This is a genomic window from Xanthobacter sp. NM-59 (assembly GCF_021401125.1).
Taxonomy (GTDB): Bacteria; Pseudomonadota; Alphaproteobacteria; order Rhizobiales; family Xanthobacteraceae; genus Xanthobacter.
In genome coordinates this window covers 61683-83118 of record NZ_JACBFQ010000006.1, presented here as the reverse complement: position 1 = coordinate 83118, position 21436 = coordinate 61683, and the positions used below count along the sequence as shown (strand labels likewise).

Here is a 21436-nt window from a genome sequence, read left to right as displayed (position 1 = left end):
TGCCCCCAAAACCGCCCGAGAATTTCCGCAACCTGAAAGACCTTACGCGGTGAATGCCGGAGGCGCTACTGTTGCTTGTGGGCATCGCGTGAGTTGTTGGCGGAGGCGACGGGGCGGTATGGGGGCTGTAGTCGTTTCCAATGCGGTGCTGCTGGTGGTGGCGGCGCTGCTCGTGGCGGGCACCCTTTCCAGCCTGCTCGCGGCACGCTTCGGGGCGCCCATCCTGCTGCTGTTCCTGCTGGTGGGGGTGCTGGCGGGGGAAGGCGGGCCCGGCGGCATCCACTTCGACGATTATTGGGCCACCTACATGGTGGGGTCGGCGGCGCTGGCCGTGATCCTGTTCGATGGCGGCCTGCGCATGCGCATGGGGGCGATGCGCGGCGCCGTGGCGCCCGCGGTGACCCTTGCCACGGTGGGGGTGGTGCTGACTGCGGCGCTGGTGGGGCTGGTGGCCGCTCCGCTGCTCAACCTGTCGCTCATGGAAGGCTTTCTGGTGGGCGCCATCGTGGCCTCAACGGATGCCGCGGCCGTGTTCTTCCTCATGCATGCGCAGGGGCTGCATCTCGGCCGGCGCGTGGGATCGGTGATCGAGCTGGAATCGGCCACCAACGATCCCGCGGCCGTGTTCCTCACGGTGCTGCTGGTTGAACTGCTGTCGTCCAACCTGTCCGATCCGGGCTTCATGATGCTGCTGGGGGTCGGGCGCGAGCTGGCCGTGGGCACGGCCTTCGGCGTGGCCGGCGGGCTGTTGCTGACGGCGCTTATGAACCGGCTGGATCTGCCGGCGGGGCTTCATCCGGTGTTGGCGGTTGCGGTTGCGGTGCTGCTGTTCGCGCTCACCGCGCTGCTGCACGGCTCGGGCTTCCTGGCCGTGTTCCTGGCGGGCTTCGTCATGGGCAACCGGCCGGTGCGGGCCATCGCGCCCATCACCAGCTTCCTGAATGCCGTGACCTGGGTCTGCCAGATCGTGATGTTCGTAATGCTCGGGCTGCTCGTCTCGCCGCAGAAGATCCTGGAATATGCCCTGCCGGCGCTGGGGGTTGCGGCCTTCCTCATCCTGGTGGGCCGGCCGGTGGCCGTGTTCGCGTGCCTCACGCCGTTCCGTTTTTCGCTGAAGGAGAAGGCGTTCGTCTCCTGGGCGGGGCTGCGCGGGGCGGTGTCCATCTTCCTTGCCACCATTCCCATGCTGGCGCACCTGCCCCAAGCGGAAGTCTATTTCAACGTGGCCTTCGCCGTGGTGCTGGTGTCGCTGGTGCTGCACGGCTGGACCATGGTCGTGGCCGCGCGACGGTCGGGCGTGGCGCTGTCCGATCCGGTGCCGTCGGCGCGACGTTTCGAGATCGACCTTCCCGGGCAGATGGACGTGGAGCTGGTGGCCTATCCGGTGGCGGAGGGGGCGCCGGTGAGCACGCCCGGCACGCTGCCCGCCTGGGCGCGGCTGATGATGGTGGTGCGCGGCGGGCAGACGCTGACCCCCGAGGCGGCGGGCGCCATGCGCGCGGGCGACTATGCCTATGTCCTGGCGCCGCCGCAGCGCGTGCACGGGCTCGACCGCTTGTTCCGGCCTCGCGAGGCGGTGGTGGTGAGCAATGTGGCCGCCTTCCCCTTTGTCGGCGAGGTGCGGCTCGGGGACCTGGCGGGGCTCTATGGATTGCCGGTGCCGCAGGAAGAATGGAATCTGTCCATTGCCGACGCTTTTGCGGATCGGGCCGGCGACCGGGTGGCCCCTGGCATGCACATTACCTATGGACGGGCCGTGATCGAGGTGCGCGACGTGGATGACGGGCGCGCCACCTGGGCGGTGCTGCGGCTGGAGAGCAGCCGGCTGAAGCGTGGCCTGCGCTGGCTGCGCCGCCTGCTGGGTCTGCCCGAGCAGGAGGCCGAGGAGGATTGAGGCGACTGCTCCGACCGTCGACTAAAGCTGCGGGCGCTCTTCACGCCAAGGTGTTGTCCAACCGGCGCGGGGAGGGGCCGCGGTGCCTGGCGCGTTTGCGAAACGGCAAGCCGGTGGCGGCCATCTTGCCGCCGCGGGGCGCGGGCAGAACGGCGCCGTGACGGTGGGAGGTGATCCATGCGACTGTTCATGCGTCGGCGGGGCGAGGCGGATTCCACGCGCGACGCGGCGAGGGCCCTTGCGGACCGGGTGCGCGCGGTGCTGCAGCTGGAGGAGGCGGCGACCGTTTCCGTTTCCGAGATCTCCTGCGGGGACCCGGCCTGTGGCGGCGCCGAGACGGTGGTGCTGGTGATGCGTCCCGGCCGGCGCACCGAGGCGGCGAAGGTGCTGTGCCCCATGGCCCAGGTGACCGAAGAGGCGCTGCTGGCGGCGCTGAAGCCGCTGGAGGGCCCCGAACGGGGGCAGTGAGCCGCGCCGCGCGGCGGATCGATGGCCGAGGCCCTTTCGTTGCCCCGGTGAAGGGTCTAAACGGCATGCGGCCGGCGCCGCCGGGGCTCCGTTCCTCTGAAGACGATGCTTCCATGACCTCTTCTGTTCCGCTGCGTCCGCTCAACGCCATCTATTCGGCTCTGCCCACCACCATCTTCGAGGTGATGTCGCAGCTCGCCCGCACCCACGATGCGGTGAATCTGGGCCAGGGCTTTCCGGACGATCCCGGCCCCCTCGACGTGCGCGAGAAGGCGGCCGATGCCGTGTTGAACGGCTGGAACCAGTATCCGTCCATGATGGGCCTGCCGGAGCTGAGGCAGGCCGCCGCCGCCCATTTCAAGCACTGGCAGGGCCTCGATCTCGACCCGGACACCGAGGTGATGGTGACCTCCGGCGCCACCGAGGCGCTGGCGGCCGCCCTTTTCGCCCTCATCGAGCCGGGCGACGAAGTGGTGCTGTTCCAGCCGCTGTATGATGCCTACCTGCCGCTGGTGCAGCGGGCGGGCGGCATCGCCAAGCTGGTGCGCCTGGAGCCGCCTTACTGGACCATCACCCAGGAGAAGCTGGAGGCGGCCTTCTCCAACCGCACCAAGCTGGTGCTGCTCAACAATCCGCAAAACCCCACCGGCACCGTGCATTCCCGCGAGGAGCTGCAGCTGCTGGCGGATTTCTGCCTGCGCTATGGCGCCTATGCGGTGTGCGACGAGGTGTGGGAGCACATCGTGTTCGACGGCCTGCGCTTCGAGCCGCTGATGGCGCTGGAGGGCATGCGCGATCGCACCGTGAAGATCTCCTCCGCCGGCAAGATCTTCGGCATGACGGGGTGGAAGGTGGGCCTGGTGTTCGCCGCCCCGGCGCTCATGAAGGTGGTGTCCAAGGCCCATCAGTTCCTCACCTTCACCACGCCGCCCAACCTCCAGGCGGCGGTGGCCTACGGGCTCGGCAAGGACGACGCCTATTTCAACACCATGCGGGCGGGCCTCCAGCGCTCCCGCGATCGGCTGACGGAAGGGCTGAGCAAGCTCGGCTTCCGGGTGCTGCCGGCGGCAGGCACCTACTTTCTCACCGTGGATCTTTCCGCCCACACCAATGCGCCCGACGATGAGGCGTTCTGCCTGGATCTGGTGAAGAGCCACAAGGTGGCCGCCATTCCGGTCTCGGCCTTCTACGCGCAGGATGCGGTGAAAAGCGTGGTGCGCTTCTGCTTCGCCAAGAATGACGCGACCCTGGACAAGGCCCTGGAGCGGCTCTCGCATCTGCGCCTGAGGGCCTGATTTCGCGGCGGATGGTAGGATAGGGTGTGGCGGCGGCGTCACGCCGCGCATTTGCCTTCAAATCTGTCCAAACCGTAATTGGACGCGCTGGTGCAACTGGCGTTGCATCGCAGCGACTTCACGGCCGGCGCGGCGGCGGGCGAGATTGAGGATGGCATGACGAGCGAAGGGCGAAGGCGCGGCGGGCGGGTCGTGGTGGCCATCGCCTGCCTGGCGGCGGCCGGTGCGGGGGTCTGGGCGTGGCAGCAGAAGCCTTGGGCCGCGAAGCCCCCGGCGGCCGCGGCGCAGGCGCAGCCCCGCGCGGCCGCGGTGCTGGCGGCAAAGGCGGCGCGCAAGCCCATGCCCGTGCGCGTGGAGGCCCTCGGCACCGTGGAAGCCATGGTGACCGTGCCCATCCGCTCCCGCGTGGCGGCGGAGGTGGACAAGGTGGGCTTCGCGGACGGCGCGGTGGTGGCGGCCGGCGACCTGCTGTTCGAACTCGATTCCCGCGTCATCGATGCGCAGATCCGCCAGGCGGAGGCGACGCTGGCGAAGGACCAGGCCCAGCTGGTGAAGGTCCAGCGCGACGTGGAGCGCTATTCCGGCCTCGCCACCCGCAACGCGGTGTCCCAGGTGCAGGTGGACGATGCCCGCACCACGGCCGACATGCAGAAGGCGACCGTGGACCAGGACGAGGCGAACCTGCATTCGCTCCAGGTGCAGCGCGGCTATTACGAGATCCGCTCGCCGGTCAGCGGCCGCATCGGCGTATCGGCGGTGCGCGCCGGCGCGGTCATCAAGGTGGACGACACCCTGGCCACCGTGCGCCAGCTCAAGCCCATCTACGTCACCTTCGGCCTGCCCGAGCGCTATCTGGCCGAGCTGCGCCGGGAGAAGGACGCCAGCGTTGCCATCACCCTTCAGGGCTCGGGCGAGACCATTGCCGGCGGCAAGGTGGCGGTAATCGACAATACGGTCGATCCGCAGACGGGAACCATCGCCGTGCGCGCCCTATTCGAGAATGCGGACGAGCGCCTGTGGCCCGGCACGCTTGGCGCCGTCACCGTGACCCTGCGCGTGGAGGCCGACCGGGTGGCCATTCCCAGCGAGGCCATTCAGATGGGGCAGGACGGCTCCTTCGTGTTCCTGGTGGAAGACGGCGTCGCCCGTGTGCGGCCGGTGGCGGTGGCCCGCACCGTGGATGGGGAGGCGGTGATTTCCAAGGGCCTCGAGGGCGGCGAGACGGTGGTCACCGATGGCCAGCTGGCTCTGCGCAATGGCACGCCCGTGAGCATCAAAAGCGTGCCCACCGCGGCCACGGGGAGCTGAGGCGATGCTGGCCGAACTGTGTATCCGCCGGCCGGTGATGACCACGCTGATGATGCTGGCGCTGGTGGTGGCGGGCCTGTTCGCCTATCGCCAGCTTCCCGTGGCGGCGCTGCCCCGAGTGGACTTTCCCACCATCACCGTCACCGCGACCCTGCCCGGCGCCAGCCCGGAAACCATGGCGACGGCGGTGGCCACGCCCATCGAACGGCAGCTCGCCACAATCGCGGGCATCTCCTCGCTCACCTCGTCGAGCACCCAGGGCTCGACCTCCATCACCATTCAGTTCGACCTCAACCGCGATATCGACAATGCGGCCCTCGACGTGCAGTCCGCCCTTTCGGTGGCGCAGCGCCAGCTGCCGGACGAGATGACCACGCCGCCGAGCTTCCGCAAGGTCAATCCAGCCGATGCGCCGGTGATCCTGCTGGCCATCTCCTCGGCCACGCTGCCGCTCTCGGCGGTGAATGAATATGCCGACACCCTGATTGGCCAGCAGATTTCCCAGCTGCCGGGCGTGGCGCAGGTGCAGATCTATGGCAGCCAGAAATATGCCGTGCGGATCCGCGTGGACCCGGCAGCCGCGGCGGCGCGCAATATTTCGGCGGCGGATATCCAGGGGGCGGTGCAGGCGGCGGCGTCCAACACGCCCATCGGTGTGCTCTCCGGCCCCAAGCAGACCTTCACCATCGACATGGGCACGCCCAGCGCCAGCGCGGACCATTTCCGCCGGCTGGTGGTGGCCTGGCGCAATGGCGCGCCGGTGCGGCTCGACGAGATCGCCCGCGTCACCGACGGGGTGGAGAACGAGCGGGTGGCGAGCTGGTTCAACGACGACCGCTCCATCATCGTCGCCGTGGTGCGCCAGCCCGACGCCAATACGGTGGCGGTGGTGGACGAGGTGAAGGCCCACCTGCCGGCCTTCCGCGCGCAGCTGCCCGCCTCGGTGGACATCAATGTGCTCATGGACCGTTCCGTCTCCATCCGGGAGGCGGTGGCGGATGTGCAGAAGACCCTGTTCGAGGCCATCGTGCTGGTGGTGCTCGTAATCTTCCTGTTCCTGCGGAATGTGCGCGCCACCATCGTGCCGTCGTTGACGCTGCCGCTTTCCATCATCGCCACCTTCGCGGCCATGTGGCTGTTCGGCTTCTCCATCAACAACATGACGCTGCTGGCGCTGACCTTGTGCGTCGGCTTCGTGGTGGATGACGCCATCGTGGTGCTGGAGAACATCTACCGCCACATCGAGAGCGGCATGACACCCTTCCGCGCCGCCATACTGGGCTCGCGGGAGATCGGATTCACCATCATTTCCATGACGTTGTCGCTGGTGGCCGTGTTCATTCCGGTGCTGTTCATGGGCGGCGTGGTGGGGCGCATCTTCCGGGAATTCGCGGTCACCATCTCGGTGGCCATCCTGGTTTCCGGCTTCGTCTCGCTCACGCTCACGCCCATGCTATGCGCCCGCGTGTTCCAGGCGCCCGATCACGAGCGGCAGCCGAACCTGTTCTTCCGCCTGACCGAGCGCATGTTCGAGGCCTGGCTCGGGGCCTATCGGGTGGCGCTGGATGCGGTGCTGCGGCACCGTTTTCTGATGCTGCTGGTGACGTTCGCCACCGTGGGCCTTTCCGCCTATCTCTACGTCATCATCCCCAAGGGCTTCTTTCCGCAGGAGGATAACGGCTTCATCACCGGCACGGTGGAGGCGGCCACAGATACCTCGTTCGACGCCATGGTCGAGCGGCAGAAGCGGGTGGCGGAGGCGGTGCGGGCGGACCCCAACGTGGTCTATCTGGTCTCCACGGCGGGCGCGACCGGCTCAAGCCGCACCACCAATACGGGCCGCCTGTTCATTGCGCTGAAGCCGCGTGATGAGCGCACCCTGTCCGCCAACGGCGTCATCCAGGAGCTGCGCAAGCGGGTGGCGCAGGTGCCCGGCGTGCGGGTGTTTTTCCAGCCGGTGCAGAACATTTCCGTGGGCGGGGTGCAGTCCAAGAGCCAGTATCAGTTCACCTTGCAGAGTTCCGACTCCAAGACGCTCTACGAGGTGGCGCCGCGCATGGAGGCGGCCATCGCCAAGCTGCCGGGTCTGCGCGACGTGACCAGCGATCTGCAGATCACCAGCCCCCAGCTCACCATCGATCTGGACAAGGACAAGGCCGCCGCCCTCGGCATCACCGAGCAGATGCTGCGCGATGCCCTCTACACCCAGTTCGGCACCCGCCAGGTGGCCACCCTCTACACCGATACCAACCAGTACGCGATCATCGCCGAGGTGCAGCCGCGCTTCCAGAGGGATGCGGCCGACCTGTCCCGCGTCTATCTGCGCACCGCCTCGGGCACGGTGGTGCCGCTGGAGACGGTAGCCGACATTCGCCGCACGGTGGGGCCGCTCCAGGTGGCCCACCAGCAGCAGCAGCCTTCCGTCACCATCTCCTTCAATCTCGCGCCCGGCACCTCGCTGGGGCAGGCGGTGACGGAAATCCAGAAGGCGACCCAGGAGGCGGGGCTGCCCGCAAGCATCATCACCGGCTTCCAGGGCACGGCTCAGGTGTTCCAGGACGCGGTCGGCAATCAGGTGCTGCTCATCCTGGCGGCGGTGCTGGTCATCTACATGGTGCTGGGGGTGCTCTATGAGAGCTTCGTGCACCCACTCACCATCCTGTCGGGCCTGCCGTCGGCGGGCATTGGGGCGCTTATCACCCTGATGGTGGCGGGCATGGAGCTTTCGGTCATCGCCATCATCGGCATCATCATGCTGGTCGGCATCGTGAAGAAGAATGCCATCATGATGATCGACGTGGCCCTGGAGCGCAGGCGCGCCGGGCTTCCGGCCCAGGAGGCCATCCGCACTGCGGCTTTGCTGCGCTTCCGCCCCATCATGATGACGACGCTGGCCGCCATCTTCGGTGTGCTGCCCATCGCGCTCGGGGCAGGGGCGGGCTCGGAGCTGCGCCAGCCCTTGGGCGTGGCGGTGGTGGGCGGCCTGCTGGTGTCCCAGCTGCTCACCCTGTTCATCACGCCGGTGGTCTATCTCTATCTCGACCGGCTGGACCAGGTGGTGCACTACGCCATTTCCGGCCGCCACCAGGAGGAGGAGGCGGCGGAGGACGCGGCCCGCGAGGCCAGCGCCCTGCCGCCAAAGCCCCGCGCGGCAGCGGAATAACGCGCCTCCGGGCGGAAGCAGGCCAATGCCGCCGCGCGTCGTCACCACCACGGCGGCGGCCAGTGGGCCGCGCCTCAGAAGCGCTCCGGAACCACGCGCATGGGGCGGTCGGAGGGCGCGTAGCCGTGGGGCTTGTCGCGCTTGGGTAGCTTCACCGTCTCCCGCGGGAGTTCCTCATAGGGAATCTTCGACAGCAGGTGGGAGATGATGTTCAGCCGGGTCCGCTTCTTGTCGTCCGATTGCACCACGTACCAGGGTGCCCATTCCGTATCGGTGGCGGCGAACATCTCGTCGCGGGCGCGGGAATATTCATACCAGCGGGAATAGGATTCCAGATCCATGGGCGAGAGCTTCCAGACCTTGCGCGGGTCGTCGATGCGGCTCTCCATGCGCCGGGTCTGCTCCTCCTCCGACACCTCCAGCCAGTATTTCAGCAGGATGATGCCGGATTCGACCATGGCCTTTTCCACCAGCGGCGTGCCCATGAGGAATTTCTGCGCCTGCTCTTCGGTGCAGAAGCCCATCACCCGCTCGACCCCGGCGCGATTGTACCAGGAACGGTCGAAGATCATGATCTCGCCCGCTGCAGGGAAGTAGGGGACATAGCGCTGGATGAACATCTGGGATTTTTCCCGCTCGGTGGGCGGGGGCAGGGCGATCACGCGGAAGATGCGCGGGCTGACACGCTCCATGATGGCCTTGATGACGCCGCCCTTGCCGGCGCCATCGCGTCCCTCGAAGACGACGCAGACCTTCGCGCCCGTCTGCTTCGCCCACAGCTGAAGCTTCACCAGCTCCGCGTGGAGCTCCTTCAGCCGGGCCTCATAGGCCTTGCGTTTCATGGGGGTAGCCGCGCCGTCCTCGGACATTTCGGGGGCGGGACTGGCGAGGTCCGCCGCCGCTCTGTCGGCCTTGTGGCCGCCGCTTTTGTTCTTCTTGCCCATGACGGTGCCTCCCGCGCCGATGCCTGATGGAAACACGCCCCGGCCAGCGGTGCCGGCCGGGGGCTTCGTGGTCGCGCGCTGTCAGGCCCAGCTGAGGAAGAAGCCCACGTCGCCGGGCATGCCGTTCGGCCAATCCACGATCATCGCCTTCAGCTTGTAATGCGCGGGCCGCAGATGGTCCCGCCACAGCTCGAACGCCTGGCGCGGCCGGCCGGTGAGGGTGTCGGGCCAGCCTTCCTCCGCATTGTTGATGGCGCGCCCCTTGTCGGTGCACAGGGTGTTGGGAAAGCGCATCACCATGATCTCGGTCTCGCCCCGCTGGGCGGCGATCTTCATCTTGCTGATGAGGCTCTCGGCGATGGCGTGCAGCACCTCGGGGTTGAGGTCGAGGGGCGTGGACAGCGTCTTCACCAGCGCGGCGCGCGCCTGCTCTTCGCGATCCATGGCGGCGAGCTCCTTGCTGAGCTTCGCCTGCTCCAGCTCCTGCATGTAGGTCCGCAAGTCATCGGCCGACATGAAGCTTTCGTCGCCCAGAGTGGCATGCTGCTCGGGGGCTGCTGCGGTCATGACATGATCCTTCTGACGCAAGGTGAACAAAGCACTGCACGTTCATCCTGGAGCATCCGCACGACGTCCGCTTTACGGCATGTCAAGCATCCGCGATGCGGCAATGCGGTATTGCGCGCCGCTGTTCCGGCTTGTGGAGGTTTTATTGTACCGAACAATGAAGAGCGCTGCCGCAGAGGCGGGTGGCCGGAAGAGCCTTGCCGTAGGAATTTCGATCATTTGCGCGGTCCCCAGCGATTTTTAGAGGCTCCCGATAGGCTTTCGCGAATCTGAACGTCCAACTGTACTTCCAGATAACTGCAGCATGGAAGACCATCGCGTGTCGGGGTCAAGGGGCGCCGTCGCGCGCTCGCGCGGTGGTGATGAGGCGCTGCGCCTTCCAGCTCGCGTGGCGCCGCGCTGGAGTGGCATTTTTGCCACCACCGGAGGGCCCGGCGCGGCTAAATTTTATAACCCCCATGCTCTTGTGGGGGATCAGTTGATTCGGGCGCGTCCCGGTCCCATTCGAGACGGAAACCGACGGCAGCCCCCGAGGGGCGCGACGGTCACGGATGGACCGCGGTGCGAAGGTCTCGTCGAGGTGTTCCATGGTGGCGTTGGGGCGGGGTCTTCTCACGGCATGTCTTGCGTCGGTCGCGCTCGGGTGCGCGAGCGGGGCCATGGCGGCGGATGTGACGATCGGGAATGGAACGGCGCAGCCCGCCACCACTGAGGATTGGTACGTCACCATCGGCATTTCCGGGCGGGTCGAGCCGGATTATCCGGGCGCCGACAGTTATGCCATCAGGCCGCGCGGCATCTTCTCCATCGCCAAGGCGAGCCAGCTCAACGTTTTCCGGAGTGTGGACGACAACCCCTCCATCGCGTTCTTCGATACCGGCGCGTTCCGCATCGGTGCCGTGGGCAAGCTGGATTGGGGGCGCGACGAAGACGCCTCCGATCGCCTGACCGGTCTCGGCGACATCGGCATGGGCGTGGAGGGGGGCGGCTTCGCCGAGTGGTATCCGTTCGACTGGCTGCGCCTGCGCGCCGAGCTGCGCTATGGCGTCGGCGGCTTTTCCGGCTTCACCGGCGATTTGGCGGCGGACGCCATCTACACCATGGACCGCTGGCGCTTCGCCGTGGGCCCGCGCCTTTCCTATGCCGGCTCCGGCTATATGAGCAGCTATTTCGGTATCACGCCGGTCCAGTCGCTCACCGCGACGCTGCTGGGCAATCCGCTGCCGGTCTATGACGCGGGCGCGGGATTCGATCTGGTGGGGGTGACGGGCCAGCTCACCTATAACTTCCGCAACGGCTTCGAGGCCGGCGTGTATGGCGGCTACGGCTACCTGCTGGGCGATGCCGCATCCTCGCCGCTGACCAGCGACAAGAACCAGTTCCGCACCGGCATTTCGCTGAGCTACACCTTCAACATCGGCAAGTCCTGGTGGTGACTGTTCTCCCGCGTGGAGAGACTTCACTCCGGGCTTGACGGTCGGCGGACGGTATCCGGACGGCTGTCTCAAGGCCGGCCGTTTTTGATGGGCCGGGCGATGGAGCGTGGATGGGGCGGACGCTTGCGCTGTAAGGCGCAGCCGGCGCCCGCGTCCAGATTCGGCTGCTCACCCGCACCCGGTGGGCTCAGGCCCCGCGGCAAGGGCGCTGGCCCAGTGGATGCCTGAAGACCGGCCGCGACCGGTGGGGGCCTTTCAGCGATCGGAAACCGATTCGCACGAAGAAGCCGCGCTAAATCAGCAAAGCATATGCCTTCCCTTTCGCCATGGAGCGGAGGAAACGCTCTACGTTCCGCTGGAAGCTGTCTGCGATCCAAAGACCGCGGCGAGCCAATTGCGGCTGCGAGCCAAGGCGAGGGGGGAGGGCGAGGCGGAAGGACGAGGGGCCTCCCCCTCCTTCAGTTCATTGAGCTCACGTGCCGTGTCCGCGCGGGCCGGCTTCCCCTTGGCGCGGGCGGGCTCTAGCTGCCCCGTTGGCCCGAGGCGCCGTCACCGTCTGGTGCGTTATCGCCGTCGCGCTCACCACGGTGGGCGGCTCCATAGCCGAGGATGATGGCGCCGCCTGCGGCCGCAGCAGCGCCCGCGCTGCTGCTGGCCGCTTCGGCGGAGGCGGGGGCCTCGCCCGAATCGATTTCTCGGGCCAGCCCGAAATCCGAAGGGGGCTCGGAACTCGCCGGAGGTATCGCCGGCTTTACGGAAGCCACAGCCTCGCGCCGGTCCGGCGCGCGACGACGGTGCACCAAGGCGAAGAACAGCGCGATGGGCACCAGCGCGACCAGCAGCGGCAGAATGATGGAAACGTCCACGATCAGCGGGCCTCGCGGCGTGCCAGGAAGGCCAGTCGCTCGAACAGGTGCACGTCCTGCTCGTTCTTCAGGAGCGCGCCGTGGAGCGGCGGGATGGACTTGCGCAGGTCCTGCTCGCGCAGCGTGTCGGCCTCCACGTCCTCGGCCAGCAGCAGCTTGAGCCAGTCGATAAGCTCAGAGGTGGACGGCTTCTTCTTCAGGCCGGGCACGTCCCGCAGGTCGTAGAAGAGCCGCAGCGCCTCACTCACCAGCCGCTGCTTGATGCCGGGAAAGTGGACCTCGACGATGGCGCGCATGGTCGCGGCATCGGGGAAGCGGATGTAGTGGAAGAAGCAGCGGCGCAGGAAGGCATCCGGCAACTCCTTCTCGTTGTTGGAGGTAATGATCACCACGGGCCGCTGGCGCGCCTTCACCTGCTCTCCGGTCTCGTAGACGTGGAACTCCATGCGGTCGAGTTCCTGCAGCAGGTCGTTGGGAAACTCGATGTCGGCCTTGTCCACTTCGTCGATGAGCAGCACCGGCCGCTGTTCGGCGGAGAAGGCGGTCCACAGCTTGCCCTTGCGGATGTAGTTGGCGATGTCGTGCACCTTCGGGTCGCCCAGCTGGCTGTCGCGCAGGCGGGCCACGGCGTCATATTCATAAAGGCCCTGCTGGGCCTTTGTGGTGCTTTTCACATGCCATTCGATGAGCGGGGCACCGAGCGCCTGCGCCACCTCCTGGGCCAGCACGGTCTTGCCGGTGCCGGGCTCGCCCTTCACCAGCAGCGGGCGCTCCAGGACGATGGCGGCGTTGACCGCGATCTTGAGATCATCGGTTGCGACATAGCTGTCGGTGCCCTCGAAACGCATGGATGCTCACTTCCTTCTTCGGCCGACGACAGGGTTCCCGTGCGTTGCCGCACCCTGCGCGCTTCAGCCATGGGTTGCGGCTATCGGGCGCAGCCCGTGTCAACCCGAGTGCCCTGCGGCGGCTGCTGCGTCGCGGTAGGGTCGACACCCGCAGCCCCTTCGTCAAGTCCCGCGGAAGCGCGGAACCGTCATCGGAACCGCCAATGGTGGTTGTCGACGGCGGAGAGCGTGGATATAAGCGCGGCGACCTTGGAGCGTCATTCCTGCCGGGAAAGGTCGCCTCGCCGCGCTCGATGGTGGGAGGCCGCTCCAGTTCGTCGACGGGGCAGGCGAGGCCGCATCCGCCGGAGGCCGGGCGGCGGATCCTGCACCGCGGGGATCAACGACGCTTTTTTGAGGACACGGCTGATGTCGATCCAACTCGACGATGACTATCGGCCCCGCGAGGACGAGCCTTTCATGAATGACAGGCAGCGGGAATATTTCCGGCTGAAGCTGTTGAAGTGGAAGGACGACATCCTGCGGGAAGCGCGTGAAACCCTGCAGCACCTTCAAGACGAGAATCAGAACCATCCCGACCTTGCCGACCGCGCGTCGTCGGAGACCGATCGCTCCATTGAGCTTCGGGCCCGTGACCGTCAGCGCAAGCTGATCTCGAAAATCGATGCCGCCCTTCAGCGGATCGAGGACGGGAGCTACGGCTATTGCGAGGATACGGGTGATCCCATCTCGCTGAAGCGGCTGGAGGCTCGCCCCATCGCGACCCTTTCGGTCGAGGCGCAGGAGCGCCACGAGCGCCGCGAGCGGGTTTATCGCGACGATTAAGCGCCGTCCGGCGGTCCATCCGGGTTCCGGATGCTTCCGGGCAGGTTCGGTGGGCATCGTCCATCGGACGGGAATTGAAAAAGGCCGGCCCTTTTCGAGGGTCGGCCTTTTTCTTTGCTCGCTCGGCTGCGCGGCGGGGAAGGCGGCGATGCGCCTCCCCCGTTCATGCTCAGCGGGACGGCTTGCGTCCCAGAAGGGTCGCCATCTCCGCATCGAACTCATCGAGAAATGAGTCGTCCATGTTGATCGGCGATTCCGGTTCGGGTTGAGGCGCCTTGACCTCGGGCTCCATCTTCGGAAGCACGTTCACCAAAGGCGCAGCCTCGGTCCGACGGGCGCTGAGAAGCGGCTCACGCTTGGTCGGCGCGGCCGGCTCGGAAGTGCGGGCCGCGCGGTTCGCTGCGACCTCGGGGGCGGCGGGCGGAGGCTCCACGGTGCGTTGTTCACTGCGCCGGGTGGCACGCATCCAGCCATCGGCAAAAAGCTCCTTCGCCTGGGTGCGCGCCGCCGATTCCGTCGCCGGAGCCGAGTCCGTGGGGGCGTCGGAGATGAAGCGGGCATAGTCAGCCGGCTTCAGGGAGCGGGCCTTCGGATCGGCGCGCGGAACGACGGGCTCCACCGGCTGGCGGGGAGACAGCGGCAGCCGCGGCCGCTCAGGCTCGACCGGAACGCTGACTTCCGCAGTGGTGCCCTCAATGTCCTCCAGCAGGTCGGAAAGGGAGAGGCGCAGGCTGTCATCGGAGGGGCGCGAGAGGGCGGCATCGAGCCGCTGTGCCATCTCGCGAAGCCTGGGCTCCACGGGAGCCGGATGGGCGCTTTCGCCACCCGCCGTGCGCGCGGCAGGCGCGCGGGGCGCGCGCGCCGGCGGCGCCTCAGCAGGCGCCGGGGGGGCGGCCAGCTCATGCTCCTGCAGCGCGGCCGCCATCTCCGCTGCGATCTGGTCGGCCAGCTCCTGCTCGGCAGCTGCCTTCTCGGCAGCCGCGCGCTCAGCTGCGGCCTTCCGGGCTGCGGCTTCCTCCGCAGCAGCCTTCTCGGCAGCCGCGCGCTCAGCTGCGGCCTTCCGGGCCGCGGCTTCTTCCGCAGCTGCCTTCCGGGCTGCGGCTTCCTCCGCAGCTGCCTTCTCGGCGGCCGCGCGCTCGGCGGCGGCCTTCTGGGCTGCTGCCTTCTCCGCAGCGGCCTTCTCTACGGCTGCGCGTTCCGCTGCGGCCCTCTGGGCGGCCGCCTTCTCAGTCGCGGCCTTTTCAGCGGCAGCCTTCTCTGCGGCTAGCTTCTGAGCTGCCGCCTTTTCAGCAGCGGCCTTGTCCGCTGCGGCTTTCTCGGCTGCGGCACGCTCCGCCGCAGCTTTCTGGGCCGCAGCCTTCTGGGTCGCAGCCTTCTCCGCGGCCGCCTTCTCAGCCGCCGCGCGTTCCGCTGCAGCCTTTTGGGCGGCCGCCTTTTCGGGGGCGGCTTTCTCGGCCGCCGGAGCGTTTTGCTGAGCGCGGGTGACGGAATCAGGCTTTCCGGCGTCCTGGGTGATCTGCGCTGGCGCGGCGGTGGCGCGGCTCTCCCGGTCGCTGCCGAGCAGAAGGGCAAGTCCGCGCTGCGCCGCGTCGTCGGAGCGCTGCGGCTCCTTGCGGGCTGCGCCGTCAGCCGCCGGCTCCTCTTCCTCCATCAGCCGCTCGATTTCGCGCTGCAGACGGTCAACTCGATGCTCGACACGCCGAATGCTCTGAAGCGCGGCCTCCTTCCTGTCCTCCGGCACGGAGGGAAGGCGCTTACGCAGGGTCGCGCTCTGTGCCTTGCTGCGCGCCAGGGCTTCCGTGAGCTCGCCGAGGCGGCTGGGCGGCGACTCGGGCTCCTCGGGGGCGGCCGATGCCGGCTGCTGCGGGCGAGGAGGCGCGGGAGGAAGTTCCTTGACTGCTGGGGCTGCCTTGACCGGCGCCGGCGTGGGGCGAGCCGGGGCGACGGGCGGGGCTTCCGGGGCCGGTCGGGGCGGCGGAGCATAGCGCGCCGCTTGAGCGTCGTCCACAGGGGCGCCGAGCGCCGCCGCGACTGCGCTGGCGGCGAGTGCCTCCGGGCGAGGCGGCGTGGGGGGAAGCTGCGGGCTCTCCGCGCGCGGCGCGGCGATCGGCTGCCGGGCGGCGGGGGCCTGCCCGCCGTGCTGCGCTTCGCGCTCCATGGGCATGGCGGGACGCAGGCCGGTGGCAGCGACGTAGCTGCCGGTGATGTTCTGCTCGACCACCACGTCGTTGTTGCCGCCGGTGAGCACAAGGTGCTCCACATCGTCGCGCCGCACCAGCACGAGGCGGCGGCGGGGGTCGATGCTGATGGCGTCGACGATCGCGAGGCGAGGTCCGGCGCGGCCTCGCCCGGAAGCTCGTCCCGGCATGCCCCCGCTCAGCTTGCGCATCACCAGGATGGTGACGCCGAGCAAGGCGGCGATGACGATCAGGGAGATCGCCAACCGAACCGGAAGATCGAGCTCCGCGCCAAACAACTGCTGTAACATCACGCCTCCGTCGCGCAGCCTACGGGTATCGAGTCATAGCGGGCGGATGACTCTGCGTCTGCATGTTAGGGGTCACCCCTTAAGCTTTTGTTGATAATCATGGCAGGATTTCAGTCGGTGACGAATCTGCGCGTATGCATGAGCCGTCGCCGGGACGGTGACCGGTCGTTGCGACGCGGAAGCAGGAAGGGTTTGCGATGAGCAAGACGAATGCGGCAGCGCGCGCGCCGCGGTCCATGTCCCGGGGGCTTGGGGGCGACCCCTTGCGCATGGTGGCCGTGGCCGCGATGGCCTTGGTCGGCGGTATCGTGGCCACCCTGCTGTTCGCGGGGGCGTCCGGCTCGTTCCTGTCCGGCATCATCGGGGGGTTCGCGGCGTTCGGCGCCTTCTGGGCCGCCTCCATGGTCTGGCGCTCGTTCCGTGGCGAGCCCGCGCCGGTGGAAGCCAGCGGGCCGGTCGTGCTGGAGGCCTCGCCCGATGCCATGGCGGTGGTCGAGGATGGGGAGCGGGTGGTTGAGTCCAACCCCGCTTATTTGTCCCTGTGCCGCAGCGAGGGGCGCGAGCCGCCCAGCCCCGAACGGTTCCTGTCGCGGGTGCCCGGCACCCAGGCAGCCATGTCCGAGCTGCTCGGCGCGGTCGCGGACGGCAAGGCCTTCACGCGGCGCATCAGCTTCGATTCGGGAAGCGGCGGCCGTCAGCTTGAAATCTCCGTTCAGCCGCTCAAGAGCCGGCGACGCGTCCTGTGGTCGCTGCGCGTGATCGAGGCGCCGCCCGCCCCCGCGCCGGTAGCGTCGGTGCTGCCGACCGTGGAGGCGGTCGCCGAGCTCGCCCCGCTCGCGGCCCTGGACGACAAGACGGCTTCCGCGCTGCTGGAGGCGTGGGAGCGCGCGCCGGCCGGTGTCGCCCGCTTCGGACGTGATCGGGTGGTGCTGGCCAATGCCAGCCTCTGCCGCCTGCTCGGCTACGGCCTGGCCGAATGGCCGGCCGAGGGCATGGCGCTGCAGGAGGTCATCGCTCCGGCCTATGTGCCTGATCTGCGCGGCGCGCTCGGCCCCGGACGGGGGGCGGCGAGCCTTGAGCTGGACCTCACCCGCAAGGACGGGCGTCCGCTGGCGGTCTTCCTGCGCCTGGGCGTCAGCGACGCCGCCGGCGAGGCGACGGCGGTCATTCTTCCCCGTACGGTACTGCCCACCGTCGGTGTTGCCGCTCCTTCGGCGGGAGCCGCCGCGCCGGCCGCTGCCGCGCGCGTCGCGCCGGCGCCGGTCGTGCGGTCTGCGGAAGTTGGGGAGGCGTCGCCGCAGCCGGCCGCCGCCGCGCCGGGGCAGGCGCCGGCCCGCGCCGATGTGGATCGTTTCTTCCTGCGCGCTCCGGTGGCTCTGGCGCTGCTGGATGCCCAAGGCCGCATCCGGGCCGCCAACGCGGCTTTCGCCCGGCTGTTCGGCGCCGAGGCGGCCACCGCCGGCCAGCCGTTGCGCGCGGTGATTTCCGAGCGCGACGCGGCGGCTGTGGACGGCTTCCTGGGCGCGGCGCGCTCGGGCACCCAGCCCTCGGGCCCCTGTGACGTCACGGCGACCGGCGCGGGCGGCCGCTCTGCCCGCCTCTACGCGGCACCGCTCGGCGGCGCTGACGCGAGCGGTGGCGATATCGCGCTGTGCGCCATCGATACCTCTGAGCAGAAGGCGCTGGAGGCGCAATTCGCCCAATCCCAGCGGCTGCAGGCGGTGGGGCACCTCGCCGGCGGTGTGGCGCACGATTTCAACAACGTGCTCACCGCCATCATCGGCTATTGCGACCTGCTGCTGGCCAAGCACCGGCCGAGCGATCCGTCCTTCCCGGACATCATGCAGATCAAGCAGAACGCAAACCGGGCGGCGGCCCTGGTGCGCCAGCTGCTCGCCTTCTCCCGGCGCCAGACGCTGCGGCCCCAGGCGGTGGAGCTCACCGACGTGATCTCCGACGTGTCGGAGCTGCTGCGCCGTCTCATCGGCGAGCGCATCACCCTCGACGTGCAGCACGCCCGTGACCTGTGGCCGGTGAAGGTCGACGTGAACCAGTTCGAGCAGGTGATCGTGAACCTGGTGGTGAACGCCCGCGACGCCATGCCGGACGGGGGCACGCTGACCCTGCGCACCGCCAATGTTCCGGAAAGCGCCTGCGCGGCCTATGGCGCCGGCAACCTCACGCCGGCCGATTATGTGGTGGTGGAGGTGGAGGATACCGGCACCGGAATCCCGCCCGAAATCATCGACAAGATCTTCGAGCCCTTCTTCTCCACCAAGGAAGTGGGCAAGGGCACCGGGCTCGGCCTGTCCACCGTCTATGGCATCGTCCAGCAGACCGGCGGCACCATTCTCGCCGCCAGCGAGATGGGCAAGGGCACCGTGTTCCGCGTGTTCCTGCCGCGCTATGTGCCCTCCGCCGAGCCGGAGCCCCAGCGGCCCGCCGAGCCCGAGGTGAAGATGGGTGATTCCACCGGGCAGGGCCGCATCCTGCTGGTGGAGGACGAGGATGCGGTGCGCGCCTTCGCCAGCCGCGCCCTCTCCGCCCGGGGATATGAGGTGCTCACCGCCGCCAGCGGCGTCGAGGCCCTCGAGCTGCTGGAAAAGGGCGAGCAGTCCGGCGCGCGTCCTGTCGATCTGGTGATCTCCGACGTGGTGATGCCGGAGATGGACGGCCCGAGCCTGCTGAAGGAGCTGCGGGCCCGCGATCCGGGTATGAAGGTGATCTTCATCTCGGGCTATGCGGAGGAGGCCTTCGCGCGCAACCTTCCGCCCTCCGAGCACTTCGCCTTCCTGCCGAAGCCGTTCTCGCTGAAGCAGCTGGTGGCGGCCGTCAACACCGCCCTGCGCGGAGGGGAGTGAGGGCGCGCGCGGCGCGTTCCGGTGCCGCCGGCGGGGCGCTTTTGCGTCCGGCTGGCGGAGGTGCCTGAAAACTGCCACGCAGCCAGCAATTTGCTGTCCAAATCCGCTGCAACTTCTTCTAATCTCCATGCGGTTGGGGAAATTGGGAGGCGGCAGATGAGGCAGCGCAAGCACAAAGGCGGGGCGGCGGGGCCGCCGCTCAAAAGTGACGGGCCGGCTGGCTGGTCACGGCTTGCCGTGGCTCTGGTGTTCGGCTGGTCATCCACCGTCGGACCGGTTTTCGCGCAAGGCGCGCCGACGACGGGAACAACGACCTCCGAAACCCCCGCGGCTGGGGTCTCCACCGCCTCGCCCGAGGTTGCGCCGCCCGCGGCCGCCGCTCCGCCTGCCGATGGCGCCGCGCCGGCTGTCGCGCCTGCGGAAGCGGGGGCGGTTGCTCCGGCGGCCAGCGCTTCACCTCCGCCTGAACCGGCCGCCTCCGCTGTGGCACCTCCGGTTGCACAGCCTGGCCCGGTTCCTGCCGGCGAGCAGGCTCCGCCTCCGGCCGCCGCCGACATCACGCCGGCAAACGGAACCGCCGCGGCTCCCGCCGCGAATCTGTATACCGTGAGCGAGCTGGAACAGTTCCTCGCCCCCTACGCGCTCTACCCGGATACGCTGCTCTCGCAGATGCTTCCGGCGACCACCTTCCCGCTGCAGATCGTGGAGGCCGCCCGCTGGCTGGACGCGCACAAGAAGGCCGTGGCGAAGGGCGACTTCTCCGGGATCGACAGCAAGAAGTGGGACCCCACGGTGAAGGCGCTCGCGCGCTTTCCCGATGTGGTCCGCCAGCTGGACCAGAACCTCGAATCGACCACCGCCATCGGCTATGCCTTCGCCAACCAGCCTGAGGACGTCGCCGTGGCCATCCAGGCCCTGCGCGCAAAGGCGGAAGCGGCCGGCAACCTGAAGACCACGCCGCAGCAGGTGGTGACAACCCAGCGCGGTTCCAGCGGCGGGGCGAGCACCATCTACATCACCCCGGCCCAGCCGGATGTGGTGTACGTGCCGCAGTACGACTACTCGTCCATCTACACTGCGGCCGGCGTGGGCCTCCTGGGCTTCGGCGCGGGCGTGCTGGTGGGCAGCGCCTGGAACAATTCGTGGAACTGGGGGGGCGGATGGGTCTATCCGCCGGTATGGCCCGGCTATCCGGGCTGGCGCCCGCCGCCGCCGCGCCCTGGCCCCTGGCCCGGCCCCGGTCCGCGTCCGCCAGGCCCTGGCCCCTGGCCGGGCCCCGGTCCGCGTCCGCCAGGTCCTGGTCCCTGGCCGGGCCCCGGCCCGCGTCCTCCGGTTCCAGGTCCGGCGCCGATCCCCGGTCCCGGGGGTGGGCTGAAGCCCTGGCGTCCGCATCCGGGCCCAGGTCGTCCCGGCTATCCGGGCGGTCCCGGCCGTCCCGGTGGCCCCGGGGGGCCTGGTGGTCCCATACATCCCATCGGGCCAGGTGGTCCCGGCCGTCCGGGCGTTCCTGGCGGCCCTGGCGGTCCAGGTGGCCCGGGTGGTCCGGTGCATCCCATTGGGCCGGGCGGCCCTGGCCGTCCGGTGGGCCCTGGCGGTCCAGGCGGTCCGGTGCATCCCATCGGACCGGGAGGCCCCGGTCGCCCCGGTGGCCCGGTGCAGCCGATCGGACCGGGAGGTGCGGGTGGCGCCGGCCGCCCGGGAGGACCCGTGGCCCCCATCGGCCCCGGCAAGCCCGGGCCCGGTGGTCCCGGTCGCCCTGGTGGCGCGGGCGGGCCCGTGCATCCGGTTGGCCCCGGTAAGCCCGGTACTCCTGGACGTCCCGGCATGACCGGGGGAGCGGGGCAGGGCCCCGGCTTTGTGAAGAAGCCGCAGGTCAAAAAGCCCCAGAGCCACCCGCAAGGCATGAAGAAGCCGAATGTGCGGCCGCCGAATGTGGGCAAGCCGCAGCAGATGCGGGCGCCAAAGGGCAGATCTCCCGCCATGCACGCGCCATCGCGGTCGCGCCCGGCGCAGATGCGGGCGCCGTCGCGGGGCGGCGCCAAGGTGACGCCGCGCGGCGGCGGGGGCCGGCACGCCCCCGTCCGGCGCCGATGATGGGAGCGGCGGGCTGGAGGCGTCTTCTGTGAGGGCGCCAGTACGGCTCCGCCGCGCCACCGCTTCCGTTAGGGCGGTGCGGCGCTGCTGAGAATCGAGTCTCTGTCTAAAGTGTGACCGGCCGGCCCCTATGGTGCCGGCCGGTCTTTTTCAGAGCCCGGTTTCCGGTTGTGGAACCCGTTTTTTGTTGCCCATGCGCAACACTGTACCGCTCGCCCCAAAGGCCAGTCCGCCCCTTCATTTCCAACGACTCTCCTGCCGTCACGGGCGGCCGCCGAGCCTGATCTTGACCTAACCGCGCACTTGCCACCCACCAGGGGCTGAGATAAGGCTGCGGCGTCGTTTCGAACTTCTCCAACCGAGGCCGGTGCGATAGCGC

At 68.8% G+C, this 21436-nt stretch carries 14 protein-coding genes; 9 read left to right on the top strand and 5 right to left on the bottom strand.

Annotated features, from left to right (window positions below):
* Positions 1 to 118: 118 nt before the first annotated feature.
* The 5 genes from L0966_RS12610 to L0966_RS12590 all read left to right on the top strand — a co-directional run bounded on the left by L0966_RS12610 (position 119) and on the right by L0966_RS12590 (position 8128).
* Positions 119 to 1894: a potassium/proton antiporter gene (locus L0966_RS12610; protein ID WP_234052292.1), complete on the top strand. Its 1776-nt coding sequence runs from the start codon at positions 119 to 121 to the stop codon at positions 1892 to 1894.
* Between the two features lie 177 nt (positions 1895 to 2071).
* The gene (locus L0966_RS12605) at positions 2072 to 2362 is read left to right on the top strand and encodes a hypothetical protein (RefSeq protein ID WP_234052291.1); all 291 of its coding nucleotides are present in this window, start codon (positions 2072 to 2074) and stop codon (positions 2360 to 2362) included.
* A 113-nt stretch (positions 2363 to 2475) separates the two neighbouring features.
* Complete coding sequence (locus L0966_RS12600; RefSeq protein ID WP_234052290.1) at positions 2476 to 3657, top strand: aminotransferase; 1182 nt, start codon at positions 2476 to 2478, stop codon at positions 3655 to 3657.
* 90 nt (positions 3658 to 3747) lie between these two features.
* On the top strand, positions 3748 to 4965 hold the full coding sequence (locus L0966_RS12595) for an efflux RND transporter periplasmic adaptor subunit (protein WP_234052289.1): 1218 nt from the start codon (positions 3748 to 3750) through the stop codon (positions 4963 to 4965).
* A 4-nt stretch (positions 4966 to 4969) separates the two neighbouring features.
* Positions 4970 to 8128, top strand: a complete 3159-nt coding sequence (locus tag L0966_RS12590; protein WP_234052288.1) for an efflux RND transporter permease subunit — start codon at positions 4970 to 4972, stop codon at positions 8126 to 8128.
* A gap of 74 nt (positions 8129 to 8202) precedes the next feature.
* On the opposite strand, the gene ppk2 is transcribed toward L0966_RS12590, so the two are convergent.
* On the bottom strand, positions 8203 to 8997 hold the full coding sequence (gene ppk2 / locus L0966_RS12585) for a polyphosphate kinase 2 (protein WP_234052437.1): 795 nt from the start codon (positions 8995 to 8997) through the stop codon (positions 8203 to 8205).
* A gap of 156 nt (positions 8998 to 9153) precedes the next feature.
* A complete protein-coding gene (locus tag L0966_RS12580; protein ID WP_234052287.1) occupies positions 9154 to 9639 on the bottom strand; it encodes a hypothetical protein in 486 nt (161 codons plus the stop codon).
* Positions 9640 to 10310: 671 nt separating this feature from the next.
* Between L0966_RS12580 and L0966_RS12575 the strand changes: the two genes are divergently transcribed.
* Positions 10311 to 11075, top strand: coding sequence for a MipA/OmpV family protein (locus L0966_RS12575; RefSeq protein WP_234052286.1), 765 nt, complete (start codon positions 10311 to 10313; stop codon positions 11073 to 11075).
* A gap of 521 nt (positions 11076 to 11596) precedes the next feature.
* Here the strand turns inward: L0966_RS12575 and L0966_RS12570 are convergent.
* Entirely contained in the window at positions 11597 to 11941 is a 345-nt protein-coding gene (locus tag L0966_RS12570) for a hypothetical protein (RefSeq protein WP_234052285.1), read from the bottom strand.
* Positions 11942 to 11943: 2 nt separating this feature from the next.
* Positions 11944 to 12789, bottom strand: a complete 846-nt coding sequence (locus L0966_RS12565) for a MoxR family ATPase (protein ID WP_234052284.1) — start codon at positions 12787 to 12789, stop codon at positions 11944 to 11946.
* A 408-nt stretch (positions 12790 to 13197) separates the two neighbouring features.
* Between L0966_RS12565 and dksA the strand changes: the two genes are divergently transcribed.
* Positions 13198 to 13614 carry an RNA polymerase-binding protein DksA gene (gene dksA, locus L0966_RS12560; protein WP_234052283.1) on the top strand — a complete coding sequence of 139 codons (417 nt, stop codon included), beginning with the start codon at positions 13198 to 13200 and terminating at the stop codon, positions 13612 to 13614.
* Positions 13615 to 13783: 169 nt separating this feature from the next.
* Here the strand turns inward: dksA and L0966_RS12555 are convergent, their stop codons facing one another.
* A complete protein-coding gene (locus L0966_RS12555) occupies positions 13784 to 16102 on the bottom strand; it encodes a flagellar biosynthetic protein FliO (protein WP_234052282.1) in 2319 nt (772 codons plus the stop codon).
* A 197-nt stretch (positions 16103 to 16299) separates the two neighbouring features.
* On the opposite strand from L0966_RS12555, the gene L0966_RS12550 reads away from it, so the two are divergent.
* A complete protein-coding gene (locus tag L0966_RS12550; protein ID WP_234052281.1) occupies positions 16300 to 18963 on the top strand; it encodes an ATP-binding protein in 2664 nt (887 codons plus the stop codon).
* A 606-nt stretch (positions 18964 to 19569) separates the two neighbouring features.
* On the top strand, positions 19570 to 21057 hold the full coding sequence (locus L0966_RS12545) for a DUF3300 domain-containing protein (protein WP_234052280.1): 1488 nt from the start codon (positions 19570 to 19572) through the stop codon (positions 21055 to 21057).
* The last annotated feature ends 379 nt before the right edge of the window (positions 21058 to 21436 follow it).